Origin of the sequence: Phaeobacter sp. LSS9 (assembly GCF_003443595.1) — a bacterium.
GTDB lineage: Bacteria > Pseudomonadota > Alphaproteobacteria > Rhodobacterales > Rhodobacteraceae > Phaeobacter > Phaeobacter piscinae.
Map to the genome: position 1 here is coordinate 2,984,904 of NZ_CP031956.1, position 23,718 is coordinate 3,008,621.

At 60.7% G+C, this 23,718-nt stretch carries 23 protein-coding genes and 1 pseudogene; 18 read left to right on the forward strand and 6 right to left on the reverse strand.

What is annotated here, in order from left to right; translation table 11 throughout:
- The first annotated feature begins 57 nt into the window (after positions 1 to 57).
- Genes gpmI through D1820_RS14240 form a run of 3 tightly spaced genes read left to right on the forward strand, consistent with a single transcriptional unit; the run spans position 58 to position 4,106 of the window.
- A complete protein-coding gene (gene gpmI, locus D1820_RS14230) occupies positions 58 to 1,578 on the forward strand; it encodes a 2,3-bisphosphoglycerate-independent phosphoglycerate mutase (RefSeq protein ID WP_118069501.1) in 1,521 nt (506 codons plus the stop codon).
- Positions 1,575 to 2,759 (forward strand): murein hydrolase activator EnvC, encoded by a 1,185-nt coding sequence (locus tag D1820_RS14235; RefSeq protein ID WP_118069502.1) that lies wholly within the window; start codon positions 1,575 to 1,577, stop codon positions 2,757 to 2,759. Before gpmI ends, D1820_RS14235 begins: the two co-directional genes overlap by 4 nt.
- Positions 2,760 to 2,762: 3 nt before the next feature.
- The gene (locus D1820_RS14240; protein WP_118069503.1) at positions 2,763 to 4,106 is read left to right on the forward strand and encodes a S41 family peptidase; all 1,344 of its coding nucleotides are present in this window, start codon (positions 2,763 to 2,765) and stop codon (positions 4,104 to 4,106) included.
- Between the two features lie 83 nt (positions 4,107 to 4,189).
- Here D1820_RS14240 and D1820_RS14245 read toward each other — a convergent pair whose 3' ends face one another.
- Positions 4,190 to 5,062: a helix-turn-helix domain-containing protein gene (locus D1820_RS14245; RefSeq protein ID WP_118069504.1), complete on the reverse strand. Its 873-nt coding sequence runs from the start codon at positions 5,060 to 5,062 to the stop codon at positions 4,190 to 4,192.
- An 88-nt stretch (positions 5,063 to 5,150) separates the two neighbouring features.
- Here D1820_RS14245 and pobA point away from each other — a divergent pair, with 88 nt between their 5' ends.
- Positions 5,151 to 6,332, forward strand: a complete 1,182-nt coding sequence (pobA, locus tag D1820_RS14250; RefSeq protein WP_162894101.1) for a 4-hydroxybenzoate 3-monooxygenase — start codon at positions 5,151 to 5,153, stop codon at positions 6,330 to 6,332.
- A gap of 9 nt (positions 6,333 to 6,341) precedes the next feature.
- Here pobA and D1820_RS14255 read toward each other — a convergent pair whose 3' ends face one another.
- Positions 6,342 to 6,998, reverse strand: coding sequence for an NAD(P)-dependent oxidoreductase (locus D1820_RS14255; protein ID WP_118069505.1), 657 nt, complete (start codon positions 6,996 to 6,998; stop codon positions 6,342 to 6,344).
- A gap of 195 nt (positions 6,999 to 7,193) precedes the next feature.
- Here D1820_RS14255 and D1820_RS14260 point away from each other — a divergent pair, with 195 nt between their 5' ends.
- The 9 genes from D1820_RS14260 (at position 7,194) to D1820_RS14305 (ending at position 15,626) form a co-directional block, all read left to right on the forward strand.
- The gene (locus D1820_RS14260) at positions 7,194 to 8,123 is read left to right on the forward strand and encodes an ABC transporter ATP-binding protein (RefSeq protein ID WP_118069506.1); all 930 of its coding nucleotides are present in this window, start codon (positions 7,194 to 7,196) and stop codon (positions 8,121 to 8,123) included.
- Positions 8,120 to 8,881: an ABC transporter permease gene (locus D1820_RS14265; RefSeq protein ID WP_024098559.1), complete on the forward strand. Its 762-nt coding sequence runs from the start codon at positions 8,120 to 8,122 to the stop codon at positions 8,879 to 8,881. Before D1820_RS14260 ends, D1820_RS14265 begins: the two co-directional genes overlap by 4 nt.
- Before the next feature lie 236 nt (positions 8,882 to 9,117).
- Positions 9,118 to 9,915: a S49 family peptidase gene (locus D1820_RS14270; protein ID WP_118069507.1), complete on the forward strand. Its 798-nt coding sequence runs from the start codon at positions 9,118 to 9,120 to the stop codon at positions 9,913 to 9,915.
- A 174-nt stretch (positions 9,916 to 10,089) separates the two neighbouring features.
- Positions 10,090 to 11,034, forward strand: a complete 945-nt coding sequence (locus D1820_RS14280) for a calcium/sodium antiporter (RefSeq protein WP_118069508.1) — start codon at positions 10,090 to 10,092, stop codon at positions 11,032 to 11,034.
- 34 nt (positions 11,035 to 11,068) lie between these two features.
- Positions 11,069 to 11,845 carry an SDR family oxidoreductase gene (locus tag D1820_RS14285; RefSeq protein WP_102897760.1) on the forward strand — a complete coding sequence of 259 codons (777 nt, stop codon included), beginning with the start codon at positions 11,069 to 11,071 and terminating at the stop codon, positions 11,843 to 11,845.
- A gap of 314 nt (positions 11,846 to 12,159) precedes the next feature.
- A complete protein-coding gene (gene uvrC / locus D1820_RS14290; protein WP_118069509.1) occupies positions 12,160 to 14,049 on the forward strand; it encodes an excinuclease ABC subunit UvrC in 1,890 nt (629 codons plus the stop codon).
- A 195-nt stretch (positions 14,050 to 14,244) separates the two neighbouring features.
- Complete coding sequence (pgsA, locus tag D1820_RS14295; protein ID WP_118069510.1) at positions 14,245 to 14,916, forward strand: CDP-diacylglycerol--glycerol-3-phosphate 3-phosphatidyltransferase; 672 nt, start codon at positions 14,245 to 14,247, stop codon at positions 14,914 to 14,916.
- Positions 14,916 to 15,161: a molybdopterin converting factor subunit 1 gene (moaD, locus tag D1820_RS14300; RefSeq protein WP_040171373.1), complete on the forward strand. Its 246-nt coding sequence runs from the start codon at positions 14,916 to 14,918 to the stop codon at positions 15,159 to 15,161. Before pgsA ends, moaD begins: the two co-directional genes overlap by 1 nt.
- A 3-nt stretch (positions 15,162 to 15,164) precedes the next feature.
- A complete protein-coding gene (locus tag D1820_RS14305) occupies positions 15,165 to 15,626 on the forward strand; it encodes a molybdenum cofactor biosynthesis protein MoaE (RefSeq protein ID WP_118069511.1) in 462 nt (153 codons plus the stop codon).
- 51 nt (positions 15,627 to 15,677) lie between these two features.
- Here D1820_RS14305 and D1820_RS14310 read toward each other — a convergent pair whose 3' ends face one another.
- From D1820_RS14310 to ubiA, 3 genes are all read right to left on the reverse strand, one after another.
- On the reverse strand, positions 15,678 to 15,992 hold the full coding sequence (locus tag D1820_RS14310) for a hypothetical protein (protein ID WP_040171367.1): 315 nt from the start codon (positions 15,990 to 15,992) through the stop codon (positions 15,678 to 15,680).
- Positions 15,989 to 17,899: an OmpA family protein gene (locus tag D1820_RS14315; protein WP_118069512.1), complete on the reverse strand. Its 1,911-nt coding sequence runs from the start codon at positions 17,897 to 17,899 to the stop codon at positions 15,989 to 15,991. The genes D1820_RS14310 and D1820_RS14315 overlap by 4 nt, the downstream gene beginning before the upstream one ends.
- Before the next feature lie 77 nt (positions 17,900 to 17,976).
- The gene (ubiA, locus tag D1820_RS14320; RefSeq protein ID WP_118069513.1) at positions 17,977 to 18,939 is read right to left on the reverse strand and encodes a 4-hydroxybenzoate octaprenyltransferase; all 963 of its coding nucleotides are present in this window, start codon (positions 18,937 to 18,939) and stop codon (positions 17,977 to 17,979) included.
- An 11-nt stretch (positions 18,940 to 18,950) separates the two neighbouring features.
- Between ubiA and D1820_RS14325 the strand changes: the two genes are divergently transcribed.
- The 5 genes and pseudogenes from D1820_RS14325 to D1820_RS14345 all read left to right on the forward strand — a co-directional run bounded on the left by D1820_RS14325 (position 18,951) and on the right by D1820_RS14345 (position 23,012).
- A complete protein-coding gene (locus D1820_RS14325) occupies positions 18,951 to 19,679 on the forward strand; it encodes a 16S rRNA (uracil(1498)-N(3))-methyltransferase (protein WP_118069514.1) in 729 nt (242 codons plus the stop codon).
- Positions 19,676 to 20,584, forward strand: coding sequence for a GNAT family N-acetyltransferase (locus D1820_RS14330; protein WP_118069515.1), 909 nt, complete (start codon positions 19,676 to 19,678; stop codon positions 20,582 to 20,584). The genes D1820_RS14325 and D1820_RS14330 overlap by 4 nt, the downstream gene beginning before the upstream one ends.
- Positions 20,581 to 21,108: a hypothetical protein gene (locus D1820_RS14335; RefSeq protein ID WP_118069516.1), complete on the forward strand. Its 528-nt coding sequence runs from the start codon at positions 20,581 to 20,583 to the stop codon at positions 21,106 to 21,108. The genes D1820_RS14330 and D1820_RS14335 overlap by 4 nt, the downstream gene beginning before the upstream one ends.
- Positions 21,109 to 21,172: 64 nt before the next feature.
- Positions 21,173 to 22,542 (forward strand): annotated as a pseudogene (locus tag D1820_RS14340) (glutamate--cysteine ligase).
- A gap of 215 nt (positions 22,543 to 22,757) precedes the next feature.
- Positions 22,758 to 23,012, forward strand: a complete 255-nt coding sequence (locus tag D1820_RS14345; RefSeq protein ID WP_096870454.1) for a hypothetical protein — start codon at positions 22,758 to 22,760, stop codon at positions 23,010 to 23,012.
- A gap of 98 nt (positions 23,013 to 23,110) precedes the next feature.
- Here D1820_RS14345 and D1820_RS14350 read toward each other — a convergent pair whose 3' ends face one another.
- Positions 23,111 to 23,584, reverse strand: a complete 474-nt coding sequence (locus D1820_RS14350; RefSeq protein ID WP_014873405.1) for a YHS domain-containing (seleno)protein — start codon at positions 23,582 to 23,584, stop codon at positions 23,111 to 23,113.
- Between the last annotated feature and the right edge of the window lie 134 nt (positions 23,585 to 23,718).

The window sequence follows — 23,718 nt, forward strand, 5'->3', positions numbered from 1 at the left end:
AATCCCCGGCAAATCTGTAGAAGGCAGTAACGCCACTCAGAGCCGGAGCCTGAAACCATGTCGACGCCCAAACCAGTTGTTCTGTGTATCCTTGATGGTTGGGGCAATGCCGATCCAGGAGCCGCCAATGCACCCTATCTGGCTCAGACACCAACGCTCGACGAAATTGCCAAGAGCTGCCCAATGGCGCGGTTGATCACCCATGGTCCGGATGTCGGCCTGCCAAGCGGGCAAATGGGGAACTCAGAGGTGGGCCACACCAATATCGGCGCCGGCCGGGTGGTGGCAATGGATCTGGGCCAGATTGATCTCGCAATCGAGGATGGGTCGTTTTTCGACAATGAGCCGCTGCAGGGCTTCATCGCCCGGCTGAAGGAAACCGGCGGTGCGGCACATCTCATGGGGTTGGTTTCGGATGGCGGCGTCCATGGCCATGTCACCCATATCCTTGCGGCGGTGAAGGCGATCCGCGATGCGGGTGTGCCTGTCTGGCTGCATGTGATGACCGATGGGCGCGATGTCGCCCCGAAATCTGCTCTGGACTTCGTCACCGCCCTGCAAGGCGATCTCGCGGAGGGCGCGCGTATCGCCACCGTCACCGGGCGCTACTATGCGATGGATCGCGACAATCGCTGGGAACGTGTCAGTCAGGCCTATGACGCCATGATCCATGGCCGCGGGCAATATGAGGCGGAGACCGCCGCGGACGCGATCAAGGCCAGCTACGCCCGCGATGAGCTGGATGAGTTTGTTAAGGCCACGGTGATTGATGGGTATGGCGGCGTGAAGGCCGGGGATGGCATTTTCTGCCTGAATTTCCGCGCCGACCGCGCCCGCGAGATCCTGCGCGCTATGGGGGAGCCGGGTTTTGATGCCTTCGAGACCGGGGCACGCCCGGAGCTGGCTGCATTGCTGGGCATGGTGGAATATTCCGCAGGCCATAACGAATACATGCAAACCGTGTTTCCCAAACGCGCGATCATAAACACTTTGGGTGCCTGGGTGGCGAAACAGGGCAAGCGCCAGTTCCGCCTCGCCGAGACGGAGAAGTATCCGCATGTGACCTTCTTCCTCAACGGTGGCAAAGAAGACCCGGAGGAGGGCGAAGACCGCGCCATGCCGAAATCGCCCAAGGTTGCGACCTATGATCTGCAACCGGAAATGTCAGCGCCTGAGGTAACCGAGCGGTTTGTCGAGGCGATTGAGGCGGGCTATGACCTGATCGTCACCAATTATGCGAACCCGGATATGGTTGGTCATACCGGTGATCTAAGTGCTGCGATCAAGGCCTGCGAAGCGGTCGATCAGGGGCTGGCCAAGGTCGTCGCCGCGTTGAAGGCCGCAGGTGGCGTGATGCTGGTCACAGCTGATCATGGCAATTGTGAAGTGATGGTCGATCCTGACACAGGCGGTCCGCACACCGCCCATACCACCAATCTGGTACCCGTCGCGCTGGTCGGTGGACCGGCTGGGGCGGAGCTGCGTGATGGCCGTCTCGCAGATCTGGCGCCAACGCTTTTGCAGCTGATGAACCTCCCGAAACCGGATGAAATGACCGGAGAGAGCCTGCTGGCATGAGCTCAGCATTTGGCATCTTGGGGCCGGTTGCTGTCAGGCGTGGCTTTCAGATCTGCGCCCTTGCGCTGGCTCTGTCTGCATCGGCATGGGGCGCAAAGGCGGCAGAGGATCCCGCGACCGCTGCGCAGCGGGCGGCCAACCAGCTGGAGGCGGCGACGCTTGCGCTTCAGCAGGCGGAAACTGCACGGGACCGCGTCGCTGCATTGACCGAAACCGTCCGCGCCTATGAGGCCGGGCTGGCGGCCATGCGCGATGGCCTGCGCCGTGTCGCGCAGCGCGAGGGGCAACTGGCGGCTCAACTGAAAGCGCGCGAAGATGACGTGGCGGATTTGCTCGGGGTTTTGCAGACCATTGAGACCGCACCACCACCGGTGCTGATGCTGCACCCCTCGGGGCCGCTTGGGGCCGCGCGCTCTGCCATGACATTGGCCGAGGTGACACCGGCCTTGCAGGCGCGGGCAACCGCGCTGCGCCGTGATCTGGAGGAGGTCCAGACGCTGCGGCTGCTGCAACAAAGCGCCGCCAACACTCTGCAGGAGGGTCTGAACGGTGTACAAGAGGCCCGTGTGCAACTGTCTGCCGCTATCGCCGACCGCACCGACCTTCCGCGTCGCTTTACTCAGGATCCGGTACGCACTGCAATCTTGATATCCTCGACAGAGACGCTCAGCGGCTTTGCCAGTGGCCTGGCTGAAATCGCCGAAGGGGAGATCGCAACAACTGAGGCCGATGTCAGTGCTCTGCGGGGCGAGCTGCCAATCCCCGTCGAAGGGCTGGTCCTGCGCGGCTATGGTGAAAAAGACGCCGCAGGCATCGCCCGTCCCGGCTGGCTGATCGCGGCACGTCCGCGCGCGCTGGTGGTGTCGCCCACCGCCGCCACGATCCGCTATCAGGGGCCGCTGCTGGATCTTGGCAATGTGGTCATCCTCGAACCGCAGCCCGAGACGCTTTTTGTGCTTTCGGGACTGGCCGAAGTTTACGGAACCATGGGGGAGGTCATCCCCGCAGGAACCCCGGTTGGCCTGATGGGGGGTAAAAACCCGGAAATCGGCGCCATTTTGTCACTAAGCGGTGAAGGGGCTGGAACTGACCGCACAGAAACGCTCTATATAGAAGTGAGAATGGACAACAGTCCGGTGGACCCCGAAACCTGGTTCCGCACCGACAAGGATGGAAATTAGTTCATGAGAAAATTCGCGATGGCCGCAGTGGGCGGCACGCTGGCAGGGATCCTTGCCACCACCTATGTAGCTGAGCCGCTTCTGGCCCAGGAAGGCAGCCGGGAGGCCAGCGTTTATGAGCAGCTGGACCTCTTTGGGGACATCTTTGAACGCATCCGCGTGCAATATGTCGAAGACGTCGATGAGACTGAGCTGATTGAAGCCGCCATTGGTGGCATGCTTGCCTCGCTGGACCCGCATTCCAGCTATCTCTCCCCGGATGATGCCGCCAATATGCGGGTGCAGACCCGTGGCGAATTTGGTGGTCTGGGCATTGAGGTCACGCAGGAAGAAGGCTTCGTCAAAGTGGTCTCGCCCATTGATGGCACCCCGGCGGATGAGGCCGGGATGGAATCGGGCGACTTCATCACCCATGTGGATGGCGAAAGTGTTCTGGGGCTGGCTCTGGACGAGGCGGTGGATCTGATGCGCGGGCCGGTTGGCTCCGAGATCGTCATCACCGTTGTGCGCGAAGGTGAGGCGGAGCCCTTTGATGTGTCGATCATTCGCGACACCATCAAGCTGACAGCCGTACGCGCCCGGACCGAAGATGACACGGTTGTTCTGCGCCTGACCACCTTCAACGACCAGACCACGCCAAACCTTGAGGCGGGCCTGAAAAAGCAGCTGGAAGAGGCCGGCGGCATGGACAATGTCAACGGTATCGTACTGGATCTGCGTAACAACCCCGGTGGTCTGCTGACGCAGGCGATTAAGGTGGCGGACAGCTTCCTCGACAGCGGCGAAATTGTTTCAACCCGTGGGCGCAATCCTGAGGACGGCGAACGGTTCAACGCGACGCCGGGCGATCTGGTCGACGGCAAACCCATCGTGGTGCTGATCAATGGCGGGTCGGCTTCGGCATCCGAGATTGTTGCGGGTGCGCTGCAAGATCATCGCCGTGCCATTGTTGTCGGCACCAAATCCTTTGGCAAAGGGTCGGTCCAGACGGTGATGCCGCTTAAGGGGGATGGTGCGATGCGCCTGACCACGGCGCGGTATTACACGCCCTCTGGCCGTTCGATCCAGGCGCTTGGAGTGTCCCCGGATATTGTCGTGGAACAGCCGCGCCGAGATCCAAATGCGGAAGAGGAAGAGGACAATACCTCCGCCGCCCGCCGGACCCGGTCTGAGGCAGATCTGCGGGGGCGTCTGAACAACGACAGCCTTTCCGAGGATGAGATCCGCCAGATCGAGGAAGACCGCGCCAAGGCCGAGGCCGCAGCGGAGCGTCGCGAGGAAGATTATCAGCTGGCCTATGCCATCGATATTCTGAAGGGTCTGTCAAAGCTGGGGCCGGAGCAGTAAGCGCTGGCGCAACCCTTTGCACATGATAAAAAACCGCCTCGGGATATCTCGGGGCGGTTTTGCTTGTCGGAGAGTGTAGTTCCTCACTCAGGGGGCAGCCCGCTCGTAATGATTTGTCGGCGAAAGCGACGTGGTGGCAGCCCGGTGCCGCGGGCAAAGACCCGGCTGAAGTGAGCCGGGTCTGCATAGCCGAGCTCATAGGCGATCTGTGCCGCACTCATGGACGTATAGATCAGCAGGCGTCGCGCCTCGCGGAGCATCCTCTCGTTGATCAGCTGCGAGGCGGACTGTCCGGTTGCCTGATGACTTATCCGATTGAGGTGCGTTGTCGAAACGGCAAGTTCGCGCGCGTAGTCGCTGACCTGACGCCGGGCACGGAAATCCCTGTTCACCAGCGTTTCGAACCGGGCGAACAGTTGATGCGCCTTCGGGTTGGCATCGCGCGACTGCTGCGCGCCGATGCACTGCGCGACGGTGCCGGTGATCGCGCCGACAAGTCCACGCAGGATCGGTGTGCGCGCAAAACCGTCGGCGTCATAGGCGTCGCGGATCGCGGTGAGAAGCTGTAGCAGGTCATCCCGTAGCGGTGTGACCGCCGCGCGACCTAGGGTTGTCAGAATATCGAGACTATCCCCAAGCACCTGATCCATAAGATCGGATGTCAGTGTCAGCACCCATCCTCTGGTATCGCTGCTAAACTGGAACCCATGCACGGCGCCACGGGGAACATTGACCATGCACGGGGGATGAAGATCCTGCTCGTTTCCGTCAAGCGTGGCCAGTCCACCGCCTTGCGTCAGCGTCAACAGCTGATGCAACCGGGCATGGCGATGGGGCGTCAGCGACCAATCATGGAGCGAGGACCGTGCCTCAATGCTCTCGATATGCAGAAGATCCGCCAGTTCTGTATTCTCCCCAAACAGGGAGTAGGTGGTTATCGCCTTTGGATCAGTCATGTGCGAAATATACAAGAATGCGGCGATTGGGTCTATTCGCAAGATGGCGGAGTTTCGGCATGATGGATGGGCGAACAGGAGAGAGCTGATGCAGAGCCAGACAACACAGGTGGTGATTGTTGGAGGTGGTCCCTCCGGGCTGTTGCTGTCGCAGCTGCTGCACCGGGCCGGGATCGACACAATCGTGCTGGAACGTCAGACCCGGGACTACGTGCTGGGACGCATTCGCGCAGGCGTTCTGGAGCACGGGTTTGTGGACTTGCTGCGCCGGGCTGGCGCCAGTGCGCGTATGGACCGCGACGGTATGGTGCACCACGGATTTCACATTGCCCATCAGGGGCGGCTAGACCGTATCGATCTTGCTGGCAGCGCCAAGGGACAGACGGTGATGGTTTATGGCCAGACCGAGGTGACGCGCGATCTCTATGAGGCCCGTGACGCCATGGGAGGGCAGATCATCCACGAAGCCGCGAATGTTACGCTGCATGATCTGACGACGGCGCGGCCTTATGTTACCTATGATCAGCAGGGCGAAACCCGTCGCATTGATACCAAATTCATTGTCGGCGCGGATGGGTTTCACGGGGTCAGCCGCAAGTCGATCCCATCGGATGTCCTGCGTGAATACGAAAAGGTCTACCCGTTTGGCTGGCTCGGCGTGCTTTCGCAGACATCGCCCGCTGCGGATGAGTTGATCTATGCCCGGCACGACCGTGGATTTGCGCTGTGTTCGATGCGCAATCCTCAGTTGAGCCGCTACTACATTCAGGTGTCGCTGACCGACCGGGTCCAGGACTGGAGCGATGCCGCCTTCTGGGAGGAGTTGAAGCGACGTTTGCCCGACGATGTGGCGCGTGGGTTGCAAACCGGGCCCTCAATTGAGAAGTCCATCGCGCCGCTGCGCAGCTTTGTGGCGGAGCCTATGCGCTATGGCGCGCTGTTTCTGGCGGGCGACGCCGCCCATATTGTGCCTCCCACAGGGGCCAAGGGGCTGAACCTCGCGGCCTCGGATATCCATTATCTGTACGAAGGTTTGTCTGATCACTTCCAGCGCGGTGATGATACTGCGCTGGACAGCTATTCCGAGCGCGCGCTGGCGCGGATCTGGAAAGCTGAGCGGTTCAGCTGGTGGATGACCAACCTGCTGCATCGCTTCCCTGACATGTCGCCAGCGGATCTGCGGCTGCAGCAGGCCGATCTCGACTATCTGTTCTCCTCGGACGCGGCGCAGGCATCTTTGGCCGAAAACTACGTCGGTTTGCCTTATTAGGGTCTGAACTCAGGCGTTCCCCCAAGCAACAGTCAACCGCTTTTCGGGGCGATTTTGCTGCTCTGCCAGATCCATCAAGGCACCGCCAAAATCGGCAAAGGAGATCTGCGACAGCCCATCGGCATCGGTCACCAGCGTATCGGTGCCCCATTCGTAGCGGTCCCGGCGCTCTCCCTCCTGCAGCATCGCAGGTGGGCGCAGGCAGGTCCAATCCAGATGTAATGTGCTTTCCAGCAAATGGTCCTGCGCGGCGCAGGCCTCTGCAATCGGACGTACGGCATCCGGCAGAAAGCCCGGTGCGCTCAGCACCGTTTCCCCGCTGCCGTCAGCCAACTTCAAAAGGGCAGCGCCTCCGGTGATCAGAGCGGGGATCTTGCCCGCCTCTGCGGTCCGCAGCACCGCTTGCGTCAACGCCACCAGCAAGGCGTCCTGCCCGGCGATCGGGCGCAATGCGCTGATAATGATCTGATGGCGGCGGGCAAGATCGGCCAGTTGCTCAGCGCTGGTCAACACATCCAGGGCGAGCGGTGTCACCAGCTGGTCGCCCAGTGGTCCGCGCAGGTCTGGATTGCGCGCAATCGCAGTCACACGGTGCCCGCGTTCAATGGCCTGCTGCACCGTGGCGCGGCCGACATCTCCGGTCGCCCCAAAAAGAAGAATATCCATGTTATGCCTCATATCTTGATGTCGAGATAATTGGTGATGCAAAAATAGTTTGACGTCAAGATAAAATTCGATCTGCACCAATGCACAAGATAATGCGCACCTGTAAACGCTGGCGCTGCAATCCCCGCTGGCGGTTGCGCAATGTTGACGCTACCTTGCGCTGAACTGATGAGTTTACTTTTGAAGGAGGCAGCAATGTCAGCCATCCTATCCATTCGTGATTTGGAAAAGACATATGAGGGTGGGTTTCAGGCCCTCAAGGGTGTCTCGCTCGATATTGAGGAGGGCGAAATCCTTGCGTTGCTCGGCCCAAATGGTGCCGGTAAAACCACGTTGATTTCAACCGTCTGCGGCATCACAACACCCACATCAGGCCATGTCTCGGTCGGCGGGCACGACATTATTGAAGACTTCCGCGCCGCGCGCAGCCTGATCGGGCTGGTGCCGCAGGAAATCAATCTTGAGCCCTTTGAAACGGTCTGGAACTCCGTCAGATTTTCCCGCGGGCTGTTTGGCAAACCGCGCAACGATGCCTTGCTTGAGGATATCCTGCGCAAACTGTCGCTCTGGGATAAGCGCAAGAGCAGGATTATGGAACTGTCAGGTGGCATGAAACGGCGCGTCCTGATTGCCAAGGCGCTTAGCCACGATCCCCGCATCCTGTTTCTCGATGAACCGACCGCTGGCGTCGACGTGGAACTGCGCAAAGACATGTGGGATGTGGTGGCAGAGCTGAAGCGCGATGGAGTCACCATCATTCTGACCACCCACTATATCGAGGAAGCCGAGGCCATTGCCGATCGGGTGGGCGTCATCACCAATGGAGAAATCCTGCTGGTCGAGGCGAAGGCCAAGCTGATGGCGCAGCTCGGTAAGAAGCAGCTGGAAGTCCAGTTGACCGACGCGCTGACAGCGGTCCCCGACAGCCTTGCCGCCTATGGGCTGTCCCTGACCGAGGATGGCCGCCGGCTGATTTATTCCTACGACACCAACGCGGAGCGCACTGGCATCACGACGCTGCTGAACGACGTGGCAAAATCCGGCCTTACGCTGGCGGATGTGCAAACCCGGCAATCCAGCCTTGAAGACATATTTGTCGGGCTGGTTTCAGGAGAATCGACATGAACTGGACCGCAATCGCTTCTATCTACCGCTTTGAAATGGCGAGGTTTTTTCGCACGCTGATGCAGAGTTTCCTGTCTCCGGTGCTGTCCACCTCGCTCTACTTCGTTGTGTTCGGAGCCGCCATCGGCAGCCGCATTGATCAGGTCGAAGGGGTGCCATACGGTGCCTTTATCGTGCCGGGTCTGATCATGCTCAGCGTGATGACGCAGGCCACGTCCAACGCGTCCTTCGGGATCTATTTTCCCAAATTTATCGGCACCATCTATGAGTTGCTCTCCGCGCCGGTGAATTTCCTGGAGATCGTGATTGGCTATGTGGGTGCGGCGGCGACGAAGGCGCTGTTCATCGGCGTGGTTATTCTGGTGACGGCGTCGCTCTTTGTTGATCTGACCATCGCGCACCCGCTGGCTATGGTGTTGTTCATGGTGCTGACATGCGTCAGCTTCGCTCTGCTGGGCTTCATCATTGGGGTCTGGGCCAAGAACTTTGAGCAGCTGCAACTGGTGCCTTTGCTGATCGTCACGCCACTGGTGTTCCTGGGCGGGTCGTTTTATTCGATCTCGATGCTGCCGCCAATCTGGCAGAAGATCACCCTCTTCAATCCGGTGGTCTATTTGATCTCCGGTTTCCGCTGGTCGTTCTTCGGCGCCTCAGATGTTCCTGTCGGGCTTAGCCTTCTGGCGATCGGTGGGTTTACAGCACTCTGTCTTGCGGTGATCTGGTGGATCTTCAAAACCGGTTGGCGCATTCGGTCCTGATGGCCAGGCAATTTGGTCAGGCCATCACGCCCCGGCGACGGGTCTTGAGCATCACACACACGATATCGGGGCGGCCCTGATCAGGCTGCCCCAACGGCAGACAATCTGTGCGGACGTCGCACGTATTGAGGGAACGTTGCAATTTTACCCAAGCTGCGCGGCTTTTTTGCCGCTGCGCTTGCTTCGTTCCGGCGCCATCCCTTGTTTCAGGGCAGTCGGCATTCTACATCGGCGCCATGAACCTGAAATTGCCCTTCTTGAACAAGCCACCGCTGGTTGCTCTTGTGCGCCTCAATGGCGCCATTGGCATGGCCGGTCGCGGTGCGCTGAATGATGCCGCGCTTGGCCCGGTGCTGGAACGTGCCTTTCGCAAGGGCAAACCGGCTGCGGTCGCGCTCGAGATCAACTCGCCCGGTGGCTCACCCGTGCAAAGCGCCCTGATCGGCGCGCGCATTCGCCGCCTTTCTGAGGAGCTGAAGGTCCCGACCATCGCCTTTGTTGAAGATGTGGCGGCCTCAGGGGGCTACTGGCTGGCGGCCTCGGCGGATGAGATCTGGGCCGATGAAAGCTCGATCCTTGGCTCCATTGGCGTCATTTCCGCAGGCTTCGGTGCCCATGTGTTCCTGGCGCGTCAAGGCGTCGAGCGGCGGGTCTACACGGCCGGTCGCAGCAAATCGATGTTGGACCCGTTCCGCCCGGAAAATGCAGCGGACGTGAAGCGCCTGAAGCAGCTCTTGGGCGATATCCACGACAATTTCATCGCCCATGTCAAAGACCGCCGTGGCGACAAACTGGACACCAGCGAGGATCTCTATACCGGTGAGATCTGGCTCGGGCGACGCGCCGTCTCCCTTGGTCTGATTGATGGCATCGGCCATTTGCGCCCCAAAATGCAGGCGCGCTTTGGTCCCAAGGTGCGGTTCCGCCGCTACGGCATTAAGAAGCCGCTTCTGGGGCGGATCGGTGTGCAGATTGCGCAAGACGCGCTGAGCGGCATTGAGGAACGCGCCGAATACGCGCGGTTTGGCCTCTGACGTGATTTTTAAGATCGTTTCCCTGTTTCTTGTGGTGATGGCTGTGCTGGCGATGTTCGGCAAGCTGCGGATGCCCGGCCAAAAACATCTGGCCTCGCGGCGCTGTGGCAGCTGCGGCCGCTTCAAGATCGGAAAAGGCCCCTGCGCCTGCAAAAAGAATGGAGGGCCTCGGCAATGATGCCATGGCTGTTGTCTGGACTTGGGCTTGTGATCCTGCTGCTCGCCGGGGACGCTTTGGTGCGCGGGGCTGTGAACCTCAGCCTGCGGCTGGGTGTGCCGGCGTTGATTGTCAGTCTGACGATCGTGGCTTTTGGCACCTCGGCGCCGGAGCTGCTGATCGCCATCCGCGCCGTCGGGGAAAACGCTGACGGGATTGCGCTTGGCAATGTGGTCGGGTCAAACACGGCCAACATCCTGATGGTCCTAGGCATTCCCGCCCTGATGCGATCCTTGCACACCAGCGAGTGCGACACGCGCAAGAACTATGTGTTTATGCTGATCGCCTCGGTCCTGTTTATCGGACTGGCCTTCTGCGGGACTTTCACGGTCTGGTCCGGCCTGATCCTGCTAGCGGCTCTGTCTGTGGTTCTTGGTGTTGCCTTCCGCGAGGCCCGCGCCCATCGCCGCAATGGCAAGAACAGTGAGCTGGATGACATCGAGGAGGCCGATCCCGATATGCCTTACTGGCGCATCGGCATCTACCTTTTCCTGGGGCTGATCGGCTTGCCGCTGGGGGCTGATTTGCTGGTCGACAACGCGTCGATCATCGCCCGCACCTATGGGGTCACGGAAACTGTGATCGGCCTGACGCTGGTGGCGATTGGCACCTCTTTGCCGGAACTCGCGACCACCGTCATGGCCGCGTTGCGCCGTCAGGCGGATGTCGCGCTTGGCAATGTCATCGGCTCCAACATGTTCAATCTGCTGGCGATTGTCGGCATTGCGACCTTTGTTGGTCCGATCAGTGTTGACCCCTCTTTCCTGCGGGCGGATCTCTGGGTGATGCTGGCCTCGTCACTGCTGCTGGTGCCCTTTGTCTTCTTCAAAATGGACATCACCCGCACCTGGGGTGTGATTTTATCTGCCGTTTATGTGGTCTACCTGGTGCAGCTGTTCTAACTCATTGCCAACAGGCAGATGAGGAGAGAGCAAAATGCGGGCATTGGTAACCGGCGCGGGCAAGCGACTTGGCCGCGCGATGGCGTTGGAACTGGCGGCAAACGGCTATGACGTCGCTGTCCACTACGCGAGCTCAGCTGATGCGGCAGAAACCACAGCGGCAGATATTCGCGCGATGGGCCGCGTTGCTGTTCCCCTGCAGGCCGACCTGCTGGAGGAGGCAGCGACTGAGGCTCTGCTGCCTGCCGCTGCGGAGGCTCTGGGAGGGCCGATCACCTGTCTGGTGAACAACGCCTCTATATTTGAGCACGACAGTCTGGAGACGGCGACCCGCAACAGCTGGGATCGCCACATGGACAGCAATTTGCGTGCGCCCTTTATCCTGACGCAGCAGTTGGCCGCACAGGATCTGCCGCAACAGGTTGATGAGCAGGGGCGGGCGCTGGCGTCTGCCTCCGTCATCAATCTTATTGATCAGCGCGTGCGCAAACTGACACCGGATTTCATGACCTATACACTGGCGAAATCCGCGCTGTGGACGCTGACCCGCACCAGTGCGCAGGCGCTTGCGCCCCGCATCCGTGTCAATGGTATCGGCCCGGGACCCACGCTGAGAGGCCCGCGGCAAAGCGAAAGCCAATTCGCCCGCCAATGTGCCAACACCCCGCTGCAGCGCGGTGCCGACCCGGCTGATATCAGAGCGGCGCTGAGCTATCTTTTGCGCGCGCCATCGGTCACCGGGCAGCTGATTTGCATCGATAGCGGTCAGCATCTCAGCTGGGAAACACCGGACGTTGTGGGGCTGGAATAACCCACTTTGCGGAGCGGTTCAAAAGTGGTAGCGCCGAAGTTGTGCACGTAGCGTCAACCCGTCGTAAATCCGTTACAAAAATCCTTTTGAAATCATAAACTTGTCCGCAATACGAAAAATTTTGTTGTGATATCAATAGCTTACATAAGTGCCTATTTTTTAGGCAAACGCTGGAAATCAGCCAAAAATAAGGAAAAATCGCGGATAGCCATAAGATATTACCAGACTTATCCACAGCATCAGTGGATTTGTTCCATGTTGATCCTGATGCGCTAACATTGCAGACCACCTGCGGGAATCATAGATCTCGAAACATGACAGACCATCAGCCCGAAACCTCGCCTGAAACGGCACGCCCGACCCTCCGGACGGGGTACGCCGTTATACAGGATTATCTGAAGACCCTGGACAGCTCTCCGGGCGTCTACAGGATGCTGGATAGTGAGAGCCGTGTCCTCTACGTCGGTAAGGCGCGCAATCTGCGGGCGCGGGTGTCGAACTATTCCCGTCCGGGCCATTCGCCCCGGATTGAGCGGATGATTGCGGCAACCGCATCGATGATGTTCCTGACCACCCGCACGGAGACTGAGGCACTGCTGCTGGAGCAGAACCTGATCAAGCAGCTCAAGCCGAAATACAACGTGCTGCTGCGTGACGACAAAAGTTTCCCCAATATTCTGGTCGCGAAGGATCACGCGTTTCCGCAAATCAAGAAACACCGCGGCACCCGGCGCGAGAAGGGCAGCTACTTTGGTCCCTTCGCGAGTGCAGGCGCGGTGAACCGAACTCTCAATCAGTTGCAGAAGGCCTTCCTGCTGCGCAATTGCAGCAATGCGATGTTTGAAAGCCGCACGCGTCCCTGCCTGCAGTATCAGATCAAGCGCTGCACCGCGCCCTGTACCGGCGAGATATCGGCCGAGGACTATGCGTCTTCTGTGCGGGATGCCGAACGTTTCCTGTCCGGGCGCTCAACCAAGATTCAAGAGGAACTGGCCGAGCAGATGGCCGCAGCCTCCGAAGCGATGGAGTTTGAACGCGCCGCCGCCCTGCGCGACCGGATCAAGGCGCTGACACAGGTGCAGACCTCGCAGGGTATCAACCCACGTGGTGTGGCGGAGGCAGATGTGATCGGTCTGTGTCTCGACAGCGGACAGGCCTGCGTGCAGGTGTTTTTCATTCGGGCCAATCAGAACTGGGGCAACCAGGATTTCTACCCCCGTATCAACGGGGACGTCTCCCCGGCGGAGGTAATGGAGGCCTTCATCGGCCAGTTCTACGACAACAAGGAACCGCCCCGGCAGTTGATCCTGTCTGATGAGATTGAGAATGGCGACCTGATGGAACAGGCTCTCAGCGATAAGGCCGGGCGCCGGGTCGAAATTCTGGTGCCGCAACGGGGGGAGAAGACAGAGCTGGTGGCAGGTGCCGTCCGCAACGCCCGCGAATCTCTCGCCCGCCGCATGGCCGAAAGCGCGACACAGGCGAAACTGCTGCGCGGTGTGGCTGAAGCCTTTGGTCTGGAGGGTCCGCCGCAGCGGATCGAGGTCTACGACAACTCTCATATTCAGGGCAGCCATGCGGTGGGGGGCATGATCGTTGCCGGCCCGGAGGGGTTCATGAAAAACGCCTATCGCAAGTTCAACATCAGGGGAGATGATCTCACTCCCGGTGATGATTTCGGCATGATGAAGGAAGTTCTCAACCGCCGCTTCTCTCGTCTGCTGAAAGAGGACCCTGACCGCGAGAAGGGTCTCTGGCCGGATCTTCTGCTGATTGACGGCGGCGCCGGGCAGGTTAGCGCGGTGGCGGAGATCATGGCTGAGCATGGTGTGCAGGACATCCCTATGATTGGTGTCGCCAAAGGTGTCGACCGGGACCACGGCAAGGAGGAGTTTCACCGCTTGGGTGAACCCGCCTTTGCGCTCCAGCGCAATGATCCGGTGCTTTATTTTGTGCAGCGGATGCGGGATGAGGCGCACCGTTTTGCAATTGGCACCCACCGCGCCAAACGGGCGAAAGCCATGGGCGCCACGCCGCTGGATGAGGTGCCGGGCGTCGGTGCAGCCCGCAAACGTGCGCTGTTGGCGCATTTTGGCAGCGCCAAGGCGGTCAGCCGGGCCAACCTGTCAGACCTGAAGGCGGTAGAGGGGGTCTCGGCGGCGCTGGCGCAACGGATCTATGATTTCTTCCACGCGCAGGGGTAGGCGTCCAACTCCAGTGTCAGCCTGCCTGGCAGCGATCTGGTGTCGGCGTGGCGCGCTTCGTGGGTGGCAGAAGGTATCGCGGCGACAAGGTCCTGACTTGATGGTCAAAAAACAGTCGCGAAGATGTGGCCATTCGCCTCCGAAAATTCATCTGTACCGCTTTCCACCCGTGAAACTGCGGGCTAGTGTGCAGCCATGAAATGGACCGTGCCCAATATCCTCACCCTGATGCGCCTGGTGGCAGCACCGGGGCTCGCGATTATGTTCCTCTATTTTTCGCGCCCCTATGCGGATTGGTTTGCGCTGATCCTCTTTGTCAGCGCGGCGATCACCGACTGGTTTGACGGCTACCTCGCCCGGTCCTGGGGGCAGGAGACGAAGATGGGGGCGATGCTTGATCCCATCGCTGACAAGGCGATGGTTGTGATCGCATTGATGATCCTCGTTGGATACGCCGCTGAACACTGGACTCCCTGGCTGGTGCTGCCCGCCACGGTGATCCTGTTTCGTGAGGTGTTTGTCTCCGGTCTGCGCGAATATCTCGGCGATACGGCTGGCACGCTCAAGGTGACGGCGCTGGCAAAATGGAAGACCACCGCGCAGATGATCGCCATCGCCACGCTGTTTTCCCAAGGGATTTTCGAACACTATCTGGTGATGTCTTCCTTTGGCATGGATCAGGCGCTTGTCGATCAGATTATGCTGGGGGAGGTCAGCGATGAATTTGGCCTGCGCTGGAAATACGAGGGTATGATCTGGACCAGCCGGCTGGGCCTGTTGCTGCTGTGGGTCGCGGCGGCGCTGACGCTGATCACTGGCGCCGACTACATGCGCAAGGCGCTGCCACATCTGAAGGAGACACGCTGATGGATGTTCTCTACTTCGCCTGGGTGCGCGAGCGTATCGGACTGCCCAAGGAGCGTGTGGACAGCACGGCCGCAAATGTGCGCGATCTGGTGGCCGAACTCAGCGCCCGCGATCCGCGCTATGCGGCCGCCTTCGCCGATCTGTCGGCGCTACGTGTGGCGCTGGATCAGGACCTCTCTGATTTTGATGCCTCGCTTGATGGCGTGCGAGAGGTGGCATTTTTCCCACCGATGACCGGAGGCTGAGCGATGCGGATCGCAGTGCAGACGGACGCCTTTGATCTGGGGGAGGAAAGCCAGCGCTTTGCGTCGGATGTTGCGACCTCCGGCGCCAATGCCGGCGCTATTGTAACCTTCACCGGGGTGGTGCGGGGGGCCGACAACGGCGACATGGTGGCGATGGAGATTGAGCATTACCCCGGCATGACCGAGCGCGCGATAGAGGCGATCACGCAGGAGGCACAACAGCGCTGGTTCCTTGCGGATGCGCTGGTCATTCATCGCCATGGGCGGTTGGTTCCGGGCGAGCAGATCATGATGGTCGCCACCGCGGCACGCCATCGCACCGATGCGTTTGAGGCGGCGGAATATCTGATGGATTATCTCAAATCCCGCGCCCCCTTCTGGAAGAAAGAGCTGACACAGGACGGCACCGGCAACTGGGTCGAGGCCAAGGACAGCGACGAAGAGGCGTTGTCCCGCTGGGACTGACCCCGCATCGACTGACCCGCTGGGAAGACTGTATAATCCCCGCAGAGTGCCTCAGGCGTGCAGCTGTCCGCGCAGTTCTTCGGCTTCGCGGCGCGCATCCCGCAGACCGTCCATCGCCGCCCGCAACTCTGCCTCGGTCTGGGCCAGCTGATTGGACAGCTCCGCCTCACGCTGCTGCAGATAGGTGATCGCCTGATCGCGGGTTTCTTCTGCTTCGTGCAATTCCTGGCTCATCCGGTCCAGATCGGCCACGTCGCTTTGCTTCACGCGGGTAAAGCGATGCACCAGCCAATTGGCAAACCACCCCATCGCAAAGGCGACAAACAGGATAATGGCAGTGGTGATGATGAACTCTGTCCTGTTCATTGTCCGGATGTCTCCTGTTCACTGTCGGAAGGGGTCTCTGAGGTGCCTTCAGGGGCGGTGGCGGCCTCATCAAGCGTGGTTTCGCTGGCGGCCTCATTAGCAGGGCGGATCAGGCGGAATTCGATCCGACGATTGGCTTCACGGCCATCTTCGGTGTCATTGCTCGCAATCGGGGTGCTTTCGCCGTACCCCTTGGCGGTGAAGCTGCTGGTGACCAGACGACGGCCCCGCAGCTCATTCAGAACCGATTGTGCCCGTGCTTGGCTGAGGTTCTGGTTCATTTCTTCGCGCCCCTGACTGTCGGTATGGCCCTGGATTTCCAGCCGCACCCCGTTACAGCGCGCCAGGATGCCGGCGATCTGATCCAATGTGTCCCGGCTGTCGGCGGCCACGGTCGCCGACCCCGGTTCAAAGGTGATTTTTGAGACTGTCTGCACCGCCGCCAGCTCCGCCTCGCACAGTTCCGGCGACATCGGCTTATCCGCAGGTTCCGGCGGCTCCTCATAGGTGACGTTCAGCTCATAGCTCTCTGCCTCACCCAATTTGGCGGACAACAGCTTGGCGATCTCAGAGGGCGCATCTTCGCGGTGGCTCATTCCGTTCAGGCTCAGGCTGTCCGGGGTCACAGACACCGCGCCGCGCTGAAGATGAGACAGCGCCTCAAGCCCGGCCAGCACCCGCACCGGCCAATCGGCAGGCAGATCCTCAACCACCCGCGTGGCACTATAGACATTCTGTGAACCGAACCGTGCCTTGGCATAGCTGCTGCTGATCTGGCGCAGCGCCTCATCCGAAATCCGCCCCCGCAGCTGCACTTGGCCTTCCGGGCTCAGGGTTGCGGTAAACTCAGGTGGACCGCTGCCTTCATTGGTTTCCGGCTCGAGCAAGACCGCATGCAGGGCAAAAACCTGGGGCAGCGCGCTCTCCAGCTCGCCGACCACATGATCAAACAGTGTCGGTGCGGTCCCCTCCGTTGCAACCAGCGTCATATCGGCATTGGCCAGCGTCACCGATCCCGCACCCAGTTCGGCCAGGGATGCAATGCCCAGCTCTGCGGCGCGGGCCCAATTGGGCGAGGGCACGCCCATGCCGATCACGCAATCAGCCTTGCCGTCAAACCCGGCCTTGGTCGCCGCCCGCAGAATGCGGTCGCGGCTCAGCTCGCTTTCGGCGGAGCAGGCATCAAAACGGCCGCCGGTGTCATCCAGACTGTAGCGCAGCGTAAACGGGGTGATGACCGGGCGCGGCGCCGCAATATCCAGCGACAGGCGCAGCCCGGCCGGCGCCATGCGCGTCAGGCGTTTCTCGATCTGTTCCTTGGCTTCGGCGCTGTCGGAAATGGCTGTGATGGAGACTTCCTCTGCCTCGACCGAGATCTTCGACCGGGGCAGCAGGCTCAGCGCATCCAATGCGTAGTCCATTGCGGGCATCCAGCCCTTGGGAGCGGTGTAATTTGCGGTTTCCAGCAGATCCGCAACCTGATCCGCACCTGCGATTGTATTCAGCCGGGTGATCACTGTTTCGCGGTCGGTTACGCGCGGGATCAGCCCGATGATTGAAATGCCGCTGTCGTTGCGCAGAATTTCGGCTGAAAACCGGGGCGGGGCAATGCCTTCTGAGGGGGTGATTTGCATCTCGTCGATCACCCGCGCCGCGTCGACCACGCCGCCGACCAGTGATATTACGCCAAACCGTGTGGCCTCATCGGGTGCGGTGCCATTCAGGATCACGCGCAGCCCGTCAGCGGTGACTTCGGCCCATGTGTGACCGGCTTTGTCCAGCGCACGGCGTACGGCGGTTTCGCTGCCTGCTTCGATGCCCGTCACCGCAAAACCGGCCACCACCAGGCTCAACGCGGCAGCGGCGACAAAGGTCAGGCCAGAGATCAAAAGCGAGGACAGGCGCATGGGCAGGCTGGTCTCCGTTGGGGCGTCCGTCTGAGACGGCTTTTGCCTGTCTTACAGGGGCTGCGCGACGGGTTCAATCATGCGAACAGAGCTGCGGCAAAGAAGATCAGCGGAATCAAGCCCGTATCCCGGTTGAGGCGAAACAACTGCAACAAACGATCTGTGTTCTCCGCATCGAACACCCGCAGTTGCCAGGTCATATGCCAGCCCATCGCCCAAGGCGCGACCAGCGCCAGCATCAGTGCCAGAACCGATCCCTGCGGCTGCACAGCCAGAATGATGGCAATCGCCATCAGGCTGACGGTGGCGACAATGAACCGGCGCAGCCACATGGGCGTCTGCGTGCCAAACAGCCGTGCTGTCGATTTGACCCCGATCAGCGCGTCATCCTCAGTATCCTGATGGGCATAGATGGTGTCGTAGAACAGCGTCCAGGCAATTCCCGCCAGATACAGGATCACCGCTGGCCAGTTCAGCGTTCCGGTATGGGCCACCCAGGCCAGCATTGCCCCCCAGTTGAAGGCCAGCCCCAGAAACACCTGTGGCCACCAGGTGAACCGCTTGGCAAAGGGATAGATCGCCACCGGGAACAGGGCCAGAATGCCCATCGCGATCGCGGCCTGATTGAAACTCAGCAGAATACCGAGCGAGATCAGCGCCTGCAGCCCCATCCAGACAACAGCCCCGGTGACCGTGACCTGACCCGATGGAATGGGTCGTGACCGGGTGCGTTCTACCTGCCCGTCAAAATTGCGGTCGGTGATATCGTTCCAGGTGCAGCCCGCGCCGCGCATCAGCCAGGCTCCGGCGGCGCAGGCGACAAAAATCCACAGATCGCCCCAGCGTGGGCTTTGATCCCACAGGATCGCCAGCATCAGCCCCCACCAGCAAGGGATCAGCAGCAGCCAGGTGCCGATGGGGCGATCGGCGCGGCTGAGGCGCAGATAGGGGCGGCTCCATTCAGGAGCGTAGCGATCGACCCAATTGCCTTTGACCGCATCTGCGACCTGTCCATCTGGTGTTGGCGTCCCGCCTTGCATATGTATGCCTCATGAGTGCAAAGATCAGACTGTATGTAGAGCACCCGCTGGGGGCAGGGCAATCGGTTCCTCTGGACCGGGATCAGGCGCATTACCTGTTTGGGGTGATGCGGCAGGCGGTTGGGGCACAGCTGCTGCTGTTCAACGGGCGCGACGGTGAGTGGCGCGTGGAGGTGGCCGAGGCCAGCAAGCGCAGTGGTGTTCTTCTCTGTCAGGAGCAGACCCGTCCGCTGGTGTTGCCGCCGGATCTGTGGCTGCTGTTTGCCCCGATCAAAAAGGCCCGTACCGATTTCATTGTGGAGAAGGCCGCCGAAATGGGGGCGGCGCGGATTCTGCCGATACAGACCGAGTTCACAAATTCCGACCGCATTCGCCAGGACCGCCTTCAGGCCCATGCGGTTGAAGCCGCCGAACAATGTGGCGGCACCTATGTGCCAGAGGTGGCCGATCTACAAAAACTCTCCCGCGTGCTGGACCACTGGCCCGAAGAACGCCAGCTGATGTTTTGCGACGAAGCCGAGGTCGGCAGCGCCTTGGCACTGGCCAGCGAAACAGCGGCACAGGCGCCATGGGCCATCGTGATTGGACCCGAGGGCGGGTTTTCTGAGGCCGAACGCAAGCGTCTGCACGCGCTGCCGCAATCTCATGTCGTAAGCCTCGGCCCGCGCATCCTGCGCGCTGATACCGCTGCGGTCGCGGCACTAACCGTTTGGCAGCAACGCTATGGAGATTGGGGATGAGCTGGCGTCCGGCACAGGACGGCGACCTCGCTGCGATCCATGATCTGCTGCGTCGCAACGTCGCCAGCTCCATGTTTCTACTGATCAATCTGCGCGACCACGGCCTGCACGGGGCAGAGGCCAAGGCCATGCGCCTGTGGGTGCGCGGCAGTGGCAATGGCGGCATGGCGGGTCTGACCAACGATGGCACCCTGTTGTTGCAGTCGGCGGAGGCCAGCGCCACGGACTGGCACGAATTGCAACAGCTGGTCGAGCAGCGACTGGCAGAGACCTCATCGCACCCCCAGGTCGGCGTCTTGGGGGAAACGACGCAAGCGCGTCGCTACCTTGCGGCCACTGGGCTCGACCAGCACCCCAAACGGCTTGATCGGGATGAACCGGGGCTGGCGCTATCGCTGACGGATCTGGATCTGCGCAGCCTAGACCGACCGCAACTAAAGGGCGCGACGCTACACCCGTTGTCGGCCGCGCCCCGTCCGATGCTGGTGCAGTGGCGGGCGGCTTATCATCAGGAAATTCTCGGCACCCCCGCGGCCGAGGCCGTGGCCGTCGCATCACAGGATATCGACAGTTACCTGCTGCGCGACAGTCATCGGGTGCTGAACATCGCAGACCGCTGGGTCGCGATGACAGGATTTAACGCGCAGCTGCCGGAGGTGGTGCAGATCGGCGGGGTCTACACACCGCCGGAACAACGCGGCCACGGCTACGCCCGCTGCGCGCTGGCACTGCACCTGAAGGAGGCCCATGCGGCAGGGGTGGAACAGGCCGTGCTCTTTGCTGCGGGAGAGGCCGCCGTGCGGGCCTATCGGGCCATCGGGTTCCAGCCCATTGGCGGCTATTCGCTGATCCTTTTTGATCACGCACCGCAGCCTGCGATGGCTGGGGGAGCGTCTGCCTCATGACCTTCATTCGACCAGAAGCCCGCGCGGCCCTCTGGCGCTGGCGCGAGATGATTGCGGCGACGGCTCTTGGTGCGCTTGGCCTGTTCTGGGCGCTTGGCAGCTATGGAGGGCAGGCGCTGCTGGGCTGGGCGCTGCTGGGGCTGGGCGTTGTGATCGCGGTCATCGGCATGCAGCGCATGCGGTTTCGCCTCGGCGGCGGCGGCCCCGGTGTGGTTCAGGTGGACGAAGGGCAGATCGCCTATTTCGGCCCCCTCACTGGCGGTGCTGTTGCGCTTTCCGAACTGGAGCGCCTGACGCTGGATCACGCCGCCAAACCACCCCATTGGCTGCTGGATCAACCGGGGCAGTCCGCATTGGCGATCCCGGTCAATGCAACCAACACCGATGCACTCTTTGATGCCTTCGCGACCCTGCCGGGGTTGCGTATGGAGCGGATGCTGGCAGAATTGCACAAATCCGGCGGTCACCAGGTCGTGATCTGGGAGCGCGCGCCAACACGACCAACCGTGCACAGGCTGCATTGACACTGCCGGAAATACCGACCACGACTTGCAGCGCAAGACGGATCAACCTTACGGAGAGCCCCAGATGTCTATCCCTCAATCCGGCGGTGGGCCGATCGAACGGCACGAACAATTGGCGGAATATCTTGCCTCTGGCTGCAAGCCCCGTGACCAATGGCGTATCGGCACCGAGCATGAGAAATTTGGCTATTGCAAGGACTCGCTGAAGCCGCTGCCGTTTGAGGGGACGCGCTCTATTGTGGCCGTTCTTGAGGGCTTGCGCGACCGCCACGGCTGGTCGGAGGTGCGCGAAGGCGGCCATCTGATCGGCCTTGAAAAAGATGGTGCCAATGTCTCGCTGGAACCAGGTGGCGCGCTGGAACTCTCAGGGGCCCCGTTGGAGACGATCCATGAGACCTGCGACGAGGTGAACACTCACCTGCGCGAGGTGAAGGATATCGCCGATGAAATCGGCGTCGGTTTCATCGGTCTTGGGGCGGCTCCGATCTGGTCCCACGAAGAAATGCCATTGATGCCCAAGGGCCGCTACAAGCTGATGGATGCCTACATGGGCAAGGTCGGCACTATGGGCCGCACCATGATGCGCCGGACTTGCACCGTTCAGGTGAACCTCGACTTCGGGTCCGAGGCGGACATGGTGCAGAAAATGCGTGTGGCCATCGCCCTGCAACCCGTCGCAACCGCTCTCTTTGCCAATTCGCCCTTCCTTGAGGGCAAGCCGAACAACCACAAATCCTGGCGCTCGCGCGTTTGGCGCGATCTGGATGCGGACCGGACCGGCATGGTGCCTTTCGTCTTTGACGAGGGGTTCGGGTTCGAGCGCTGGGTCGAATACGCGCTCGATGTGCCGATGTATTTTGTCTACCGCGACGGTGAGTATATCGACGCGCTTGGCATGTCGTTCCGCGATTTCCTGAAGGGGGAGCTGCCTGCACTGCCGGGGCAAACGCCCACCCTGAGCGACTGGGCCGATCATCTGACCACCGCCTTCCCCGAAGCGCGGATCAAGAAATACATGGAAATGCGCGGTGCCGATGGCGGCCCCTGGCGTCGCCTCTGTGCCCTGCCAGCTTTCTGGGTGGGGATGATGTACGATCAATCCAGCCTTGATGCCGCTTGGGATCTGGCAAAGGGCTGGGATGCCGAGACCCGCGAGGCGCTGCGTGTGGCCGCATCGGAACAGGGGCTGCAGGCTCAGGTCGGAAACATCAAAATGCATGATCTGGCCCGCGAAGTTGTGGCGATCTCAGAGGCAGGCCTCAAATCCCGCGCGCGCGCTGGGGCGGGGGGCTGGTGCCGGATGAAACCCACTTCCTGAATGCGCTGAAGGACAGTATCGAAACCGGCAAAGTCCCCGCGGATGAGCTGCTGGATCGCTACCATGGCGACTGGAATGGCGATCTGAGCCGCATCTACTCTGAATACAGCTACTGAGCCCGATAAGGGATCAGGCTGAGATCACGGAAAGGGCGCTGGCAGGCGCCCTTTTTTCTGCCTGGGCGGCGGGCGGTTGTGCGACTGGTTCTGCGGATGTTGGCGGAAGATCTCTCTGGCACTATCCGCTTGATTTTCCCCCTAATTGAGAGCTTGTTCTCTGAATTTCGCCCCCCTAAAAGAGCGCGCAATCTATGGCTCTGAAAGGTATTGATATGGGCAATTTCTTCATTTCTGCATTTGAGAAACTGGTTGGTGTCGTCGTGGTGCTGCTGCTGCTCGCAGTTGTCGGCGGCGCGGTTCTGGCAACCATGCAGCCGGGCAGCGGCGGTATCCTCGCGGCACTCGGTGTGCTGGTTGTGGGCACTCTTTATGTGATCCTGATCGCCGGCTCGCTCTACCTCGCGCTGGGGATTTACAACAACACCAAGCGCACGGCTGAAGCGGTCGAACGGCTGGCCTCGAAGTAATACCCCGCGCGGAGGGAGTGTCCCCTCTGAGACGTGAACCAGAATGGGCGGCAGGATATCCTGCCGCCCATCTGCAATTTGGATCTGCCGTTACAGGCTTACTGCAGCAGCTCCGCCGGTTCGGCGTCAGCGATCTCATCCCAGTTCACATCGGCTTTTTCGATGAAGCCGGGAATGTCTGTGCTCCAACGTTCCTGAATGTCCTTCGACAGGTTCAGGTAGAGGACATCATCCACGATTTTCCACTGATGCGGATCACCGTCGAACTTGAAGCCCATCGCTGCACCAAAGGCGCAGTAGCCGCCATAGGCCGGGATGTAGGCGTCCGGGGTGGCCTCAAACAGGGCTTTGTTCTCTTCAGTGGCGAACCAATATGTGGCGTCGTCGTGGGTTGCGGTCACCTTGTAGGAGCCTTTGGTCGCTTCACCGGCGTTGAAATAGGCGACGGGATCATATCCCTGCATGGCGAGACCAGTAGAGGAGGCGTTGACATCGACGCCAGCGGCCAGCGCGGAGGTTGCGAGAGTAACGGAGAGGGCGATCCCGCCCAGAAGGGATTTTACGGTGTTCATCGGTATGAACCTTTCGATGTAGCGGGTACCTCGGCACCCTGAGTTGGAATGATCAAAGCGTTACGTCATCAAAATTCAGGTCTTCAAAATTGGACCGTTTTGGTCACGACACCGATATGAGGACTCCCTCGATC

What these genes read in the sequence shown, in the direction of transcription:
- gpmI (WP_118069501.1), top strand. Translation starts at nt 58, where the DNA reads ATGTCGACGCCCAAACCAGTTGTTCTGTGTATCCTTGATGGTTGGGGC.
- D1820_RS14235 (WP_118069502.1), top strand. Translation starts at nt 1,575, where the DNA reads ATGAGCTCAGCATTTGGCATCTTGGGGCCGGTTGCTGTCAGGCGTGGC.
- D1820_RS14240 (WP_118069503.1), top strand. Translation starts at nt 2,763, where the DNA reads ATGAGAAAATTCGCGATGGCCGCAGTGGGCGGCACGCTGGCAGGGATC.
- D1820_RS14245 (WP_118069504.1), bottom strand. Translation starts at nt 5,062, where the DNA reads ATGACTGATCCAAAGGCGATAACCACCTACTCCCTGTTTGGGGAGAAT.
- pobA (WP_162894101.1), top strand. Translation starts at nt 5,151, where the DNA reads ATGCAGAGCCAGACAACACAGGTGGTGATTGTTGGAGGTGGTCCCTCC.
- D1820_RS14255 (WP_118069505.1), bottom strand. Translation starts at nt 6,998, where the DNA reads ATGGATATTCTTCTTTTTGGGGCGACCGGAGATGTCGGCCGCGCCACG.
- D1820_RS14260 (WP_118069506.1), top strand. Translation starts at nt 7,194, where the DNA reads ATGTCAGCCATCCTATCCATTCGTGATTTGGAAAAGACATATGAGGGT.
- D1820_RS14265 (WP_024098559.1), top strand. Translation starts at nt 8,120, where the DNA reads ATGAACTGGACCGCAATCGCTTCTATCTACCGCTTTGAAATGGCGAGG.
- D1820_RS14270 (WP_118069507.1), top strand. Translation starts at nt 9,118, where the DNA reads ATGAACCTGAAATTGCCCTTCTTGAACAAGCCACCGCTGGTTGCTCTT.
- D1820_RS14280 (WP_118069508.1), top strand. Translation starts at nt 10,090, where the DNA reads ATGATGCCATGGCTGTTGTCTGGACTTGGGCTTGTGATCCTGCTGCTC.
- D1820_RS14285 (WP_102897760.1), top strand. Translation starts at nt 11,069, where the DNA reads ATGCGGGCATTGGTAACCGGCGCGGGCAAGCGACTTGGCCGCGCGATG.
- uvrC (WP_118069509.1), top strand. Translation starts at nt 12,160, where the DNA reads ATGACAGACCATCAGCCCGAAACCTCGCCTGAAACGGCACGCCCGACC.
- pgsA (WP_118069510.1), top strand. Translation starts at nt 14,245, where the DNA reads ATGAAATGGACCGTGCCCAATATCCTCACCCTGATGCGCCTGGTGGCA.
- moaD (WP_040171373.1), top strand. Translation starts at nt 14,916, where the DNA reads ATGGATGTTCTCTACTTCGCCTGGGTGCGCGAGCGTATCGGACTGCCC.
- D1820_RS14305 (WP_118069511.1), top strand. Translation starts at nt 15,165, where the DNA reads ATGCGGATCGCAGTGCAGACGGACGCCTTTGATCTGGGGGAGGAAAGC.
- D1820_RS14310 (WP_040171367.1), bottom strand. Translation starts at nt 15,992, where the DNA reads ATGAACAGGACAGAGTTCATCATCACCACTGCCATTATCCTGTTTGTC.
- D1820_RS14315 (WP_118069512.1), bottom strand. Translation starts at nt 17,899, where the DNA reads ATGCGCCTGTCCTCGCTTTTGATCTCTGGCCTGACCTTTGTCGCCGCT.
- ubiA (WP_118069513.1), bottom strand. Translation starts at nt 18,939, where the DNA reads ATGCAAGGCGGGACGCCAACACCAGATGGACAGGTCGCAGATGCGGTC.
- D1820_RS14325 (WP_118069514.1), top strand. Translation starts at nt 18,951, where the DNA reads ATGAGTGCAAAGATCAGACTGTATGTAGAGCACCCGCTGGGGGCAGGG.
- D1820_RS14330 (WP_118069515.1), top strand. Translation starts at nt 19,676, where the DNA reads ATGAGCTGGCGTCCGGCACAGGACGGCGACCTCGCTGCGATCCATGAT.
- D1820_RS14335 (WP_118069516.1), top strand. Translation starts at nt 20,581, where the DNA reads ATGACCTTCATTCGACCAGAAGCCCGCGCGGCCCTCTGGCGCTGGCGC.
- D1820_RS14345 (WP_096870454.1), top strand. Translation starts at nt 22,758, where the DNA reads ATGGGCAATTTCTTCATTTCTGCATTTGAGAAACTGGTTGGTGTCGTC.
- D1820_RS14350 (WP_014873405.1), bottom strand. Translation starts at nt 23,584, where the DNA reads ATGAACACCGTAAAATCCCTTCTGGGCGGGATCGCCCTCTCCGTTACT.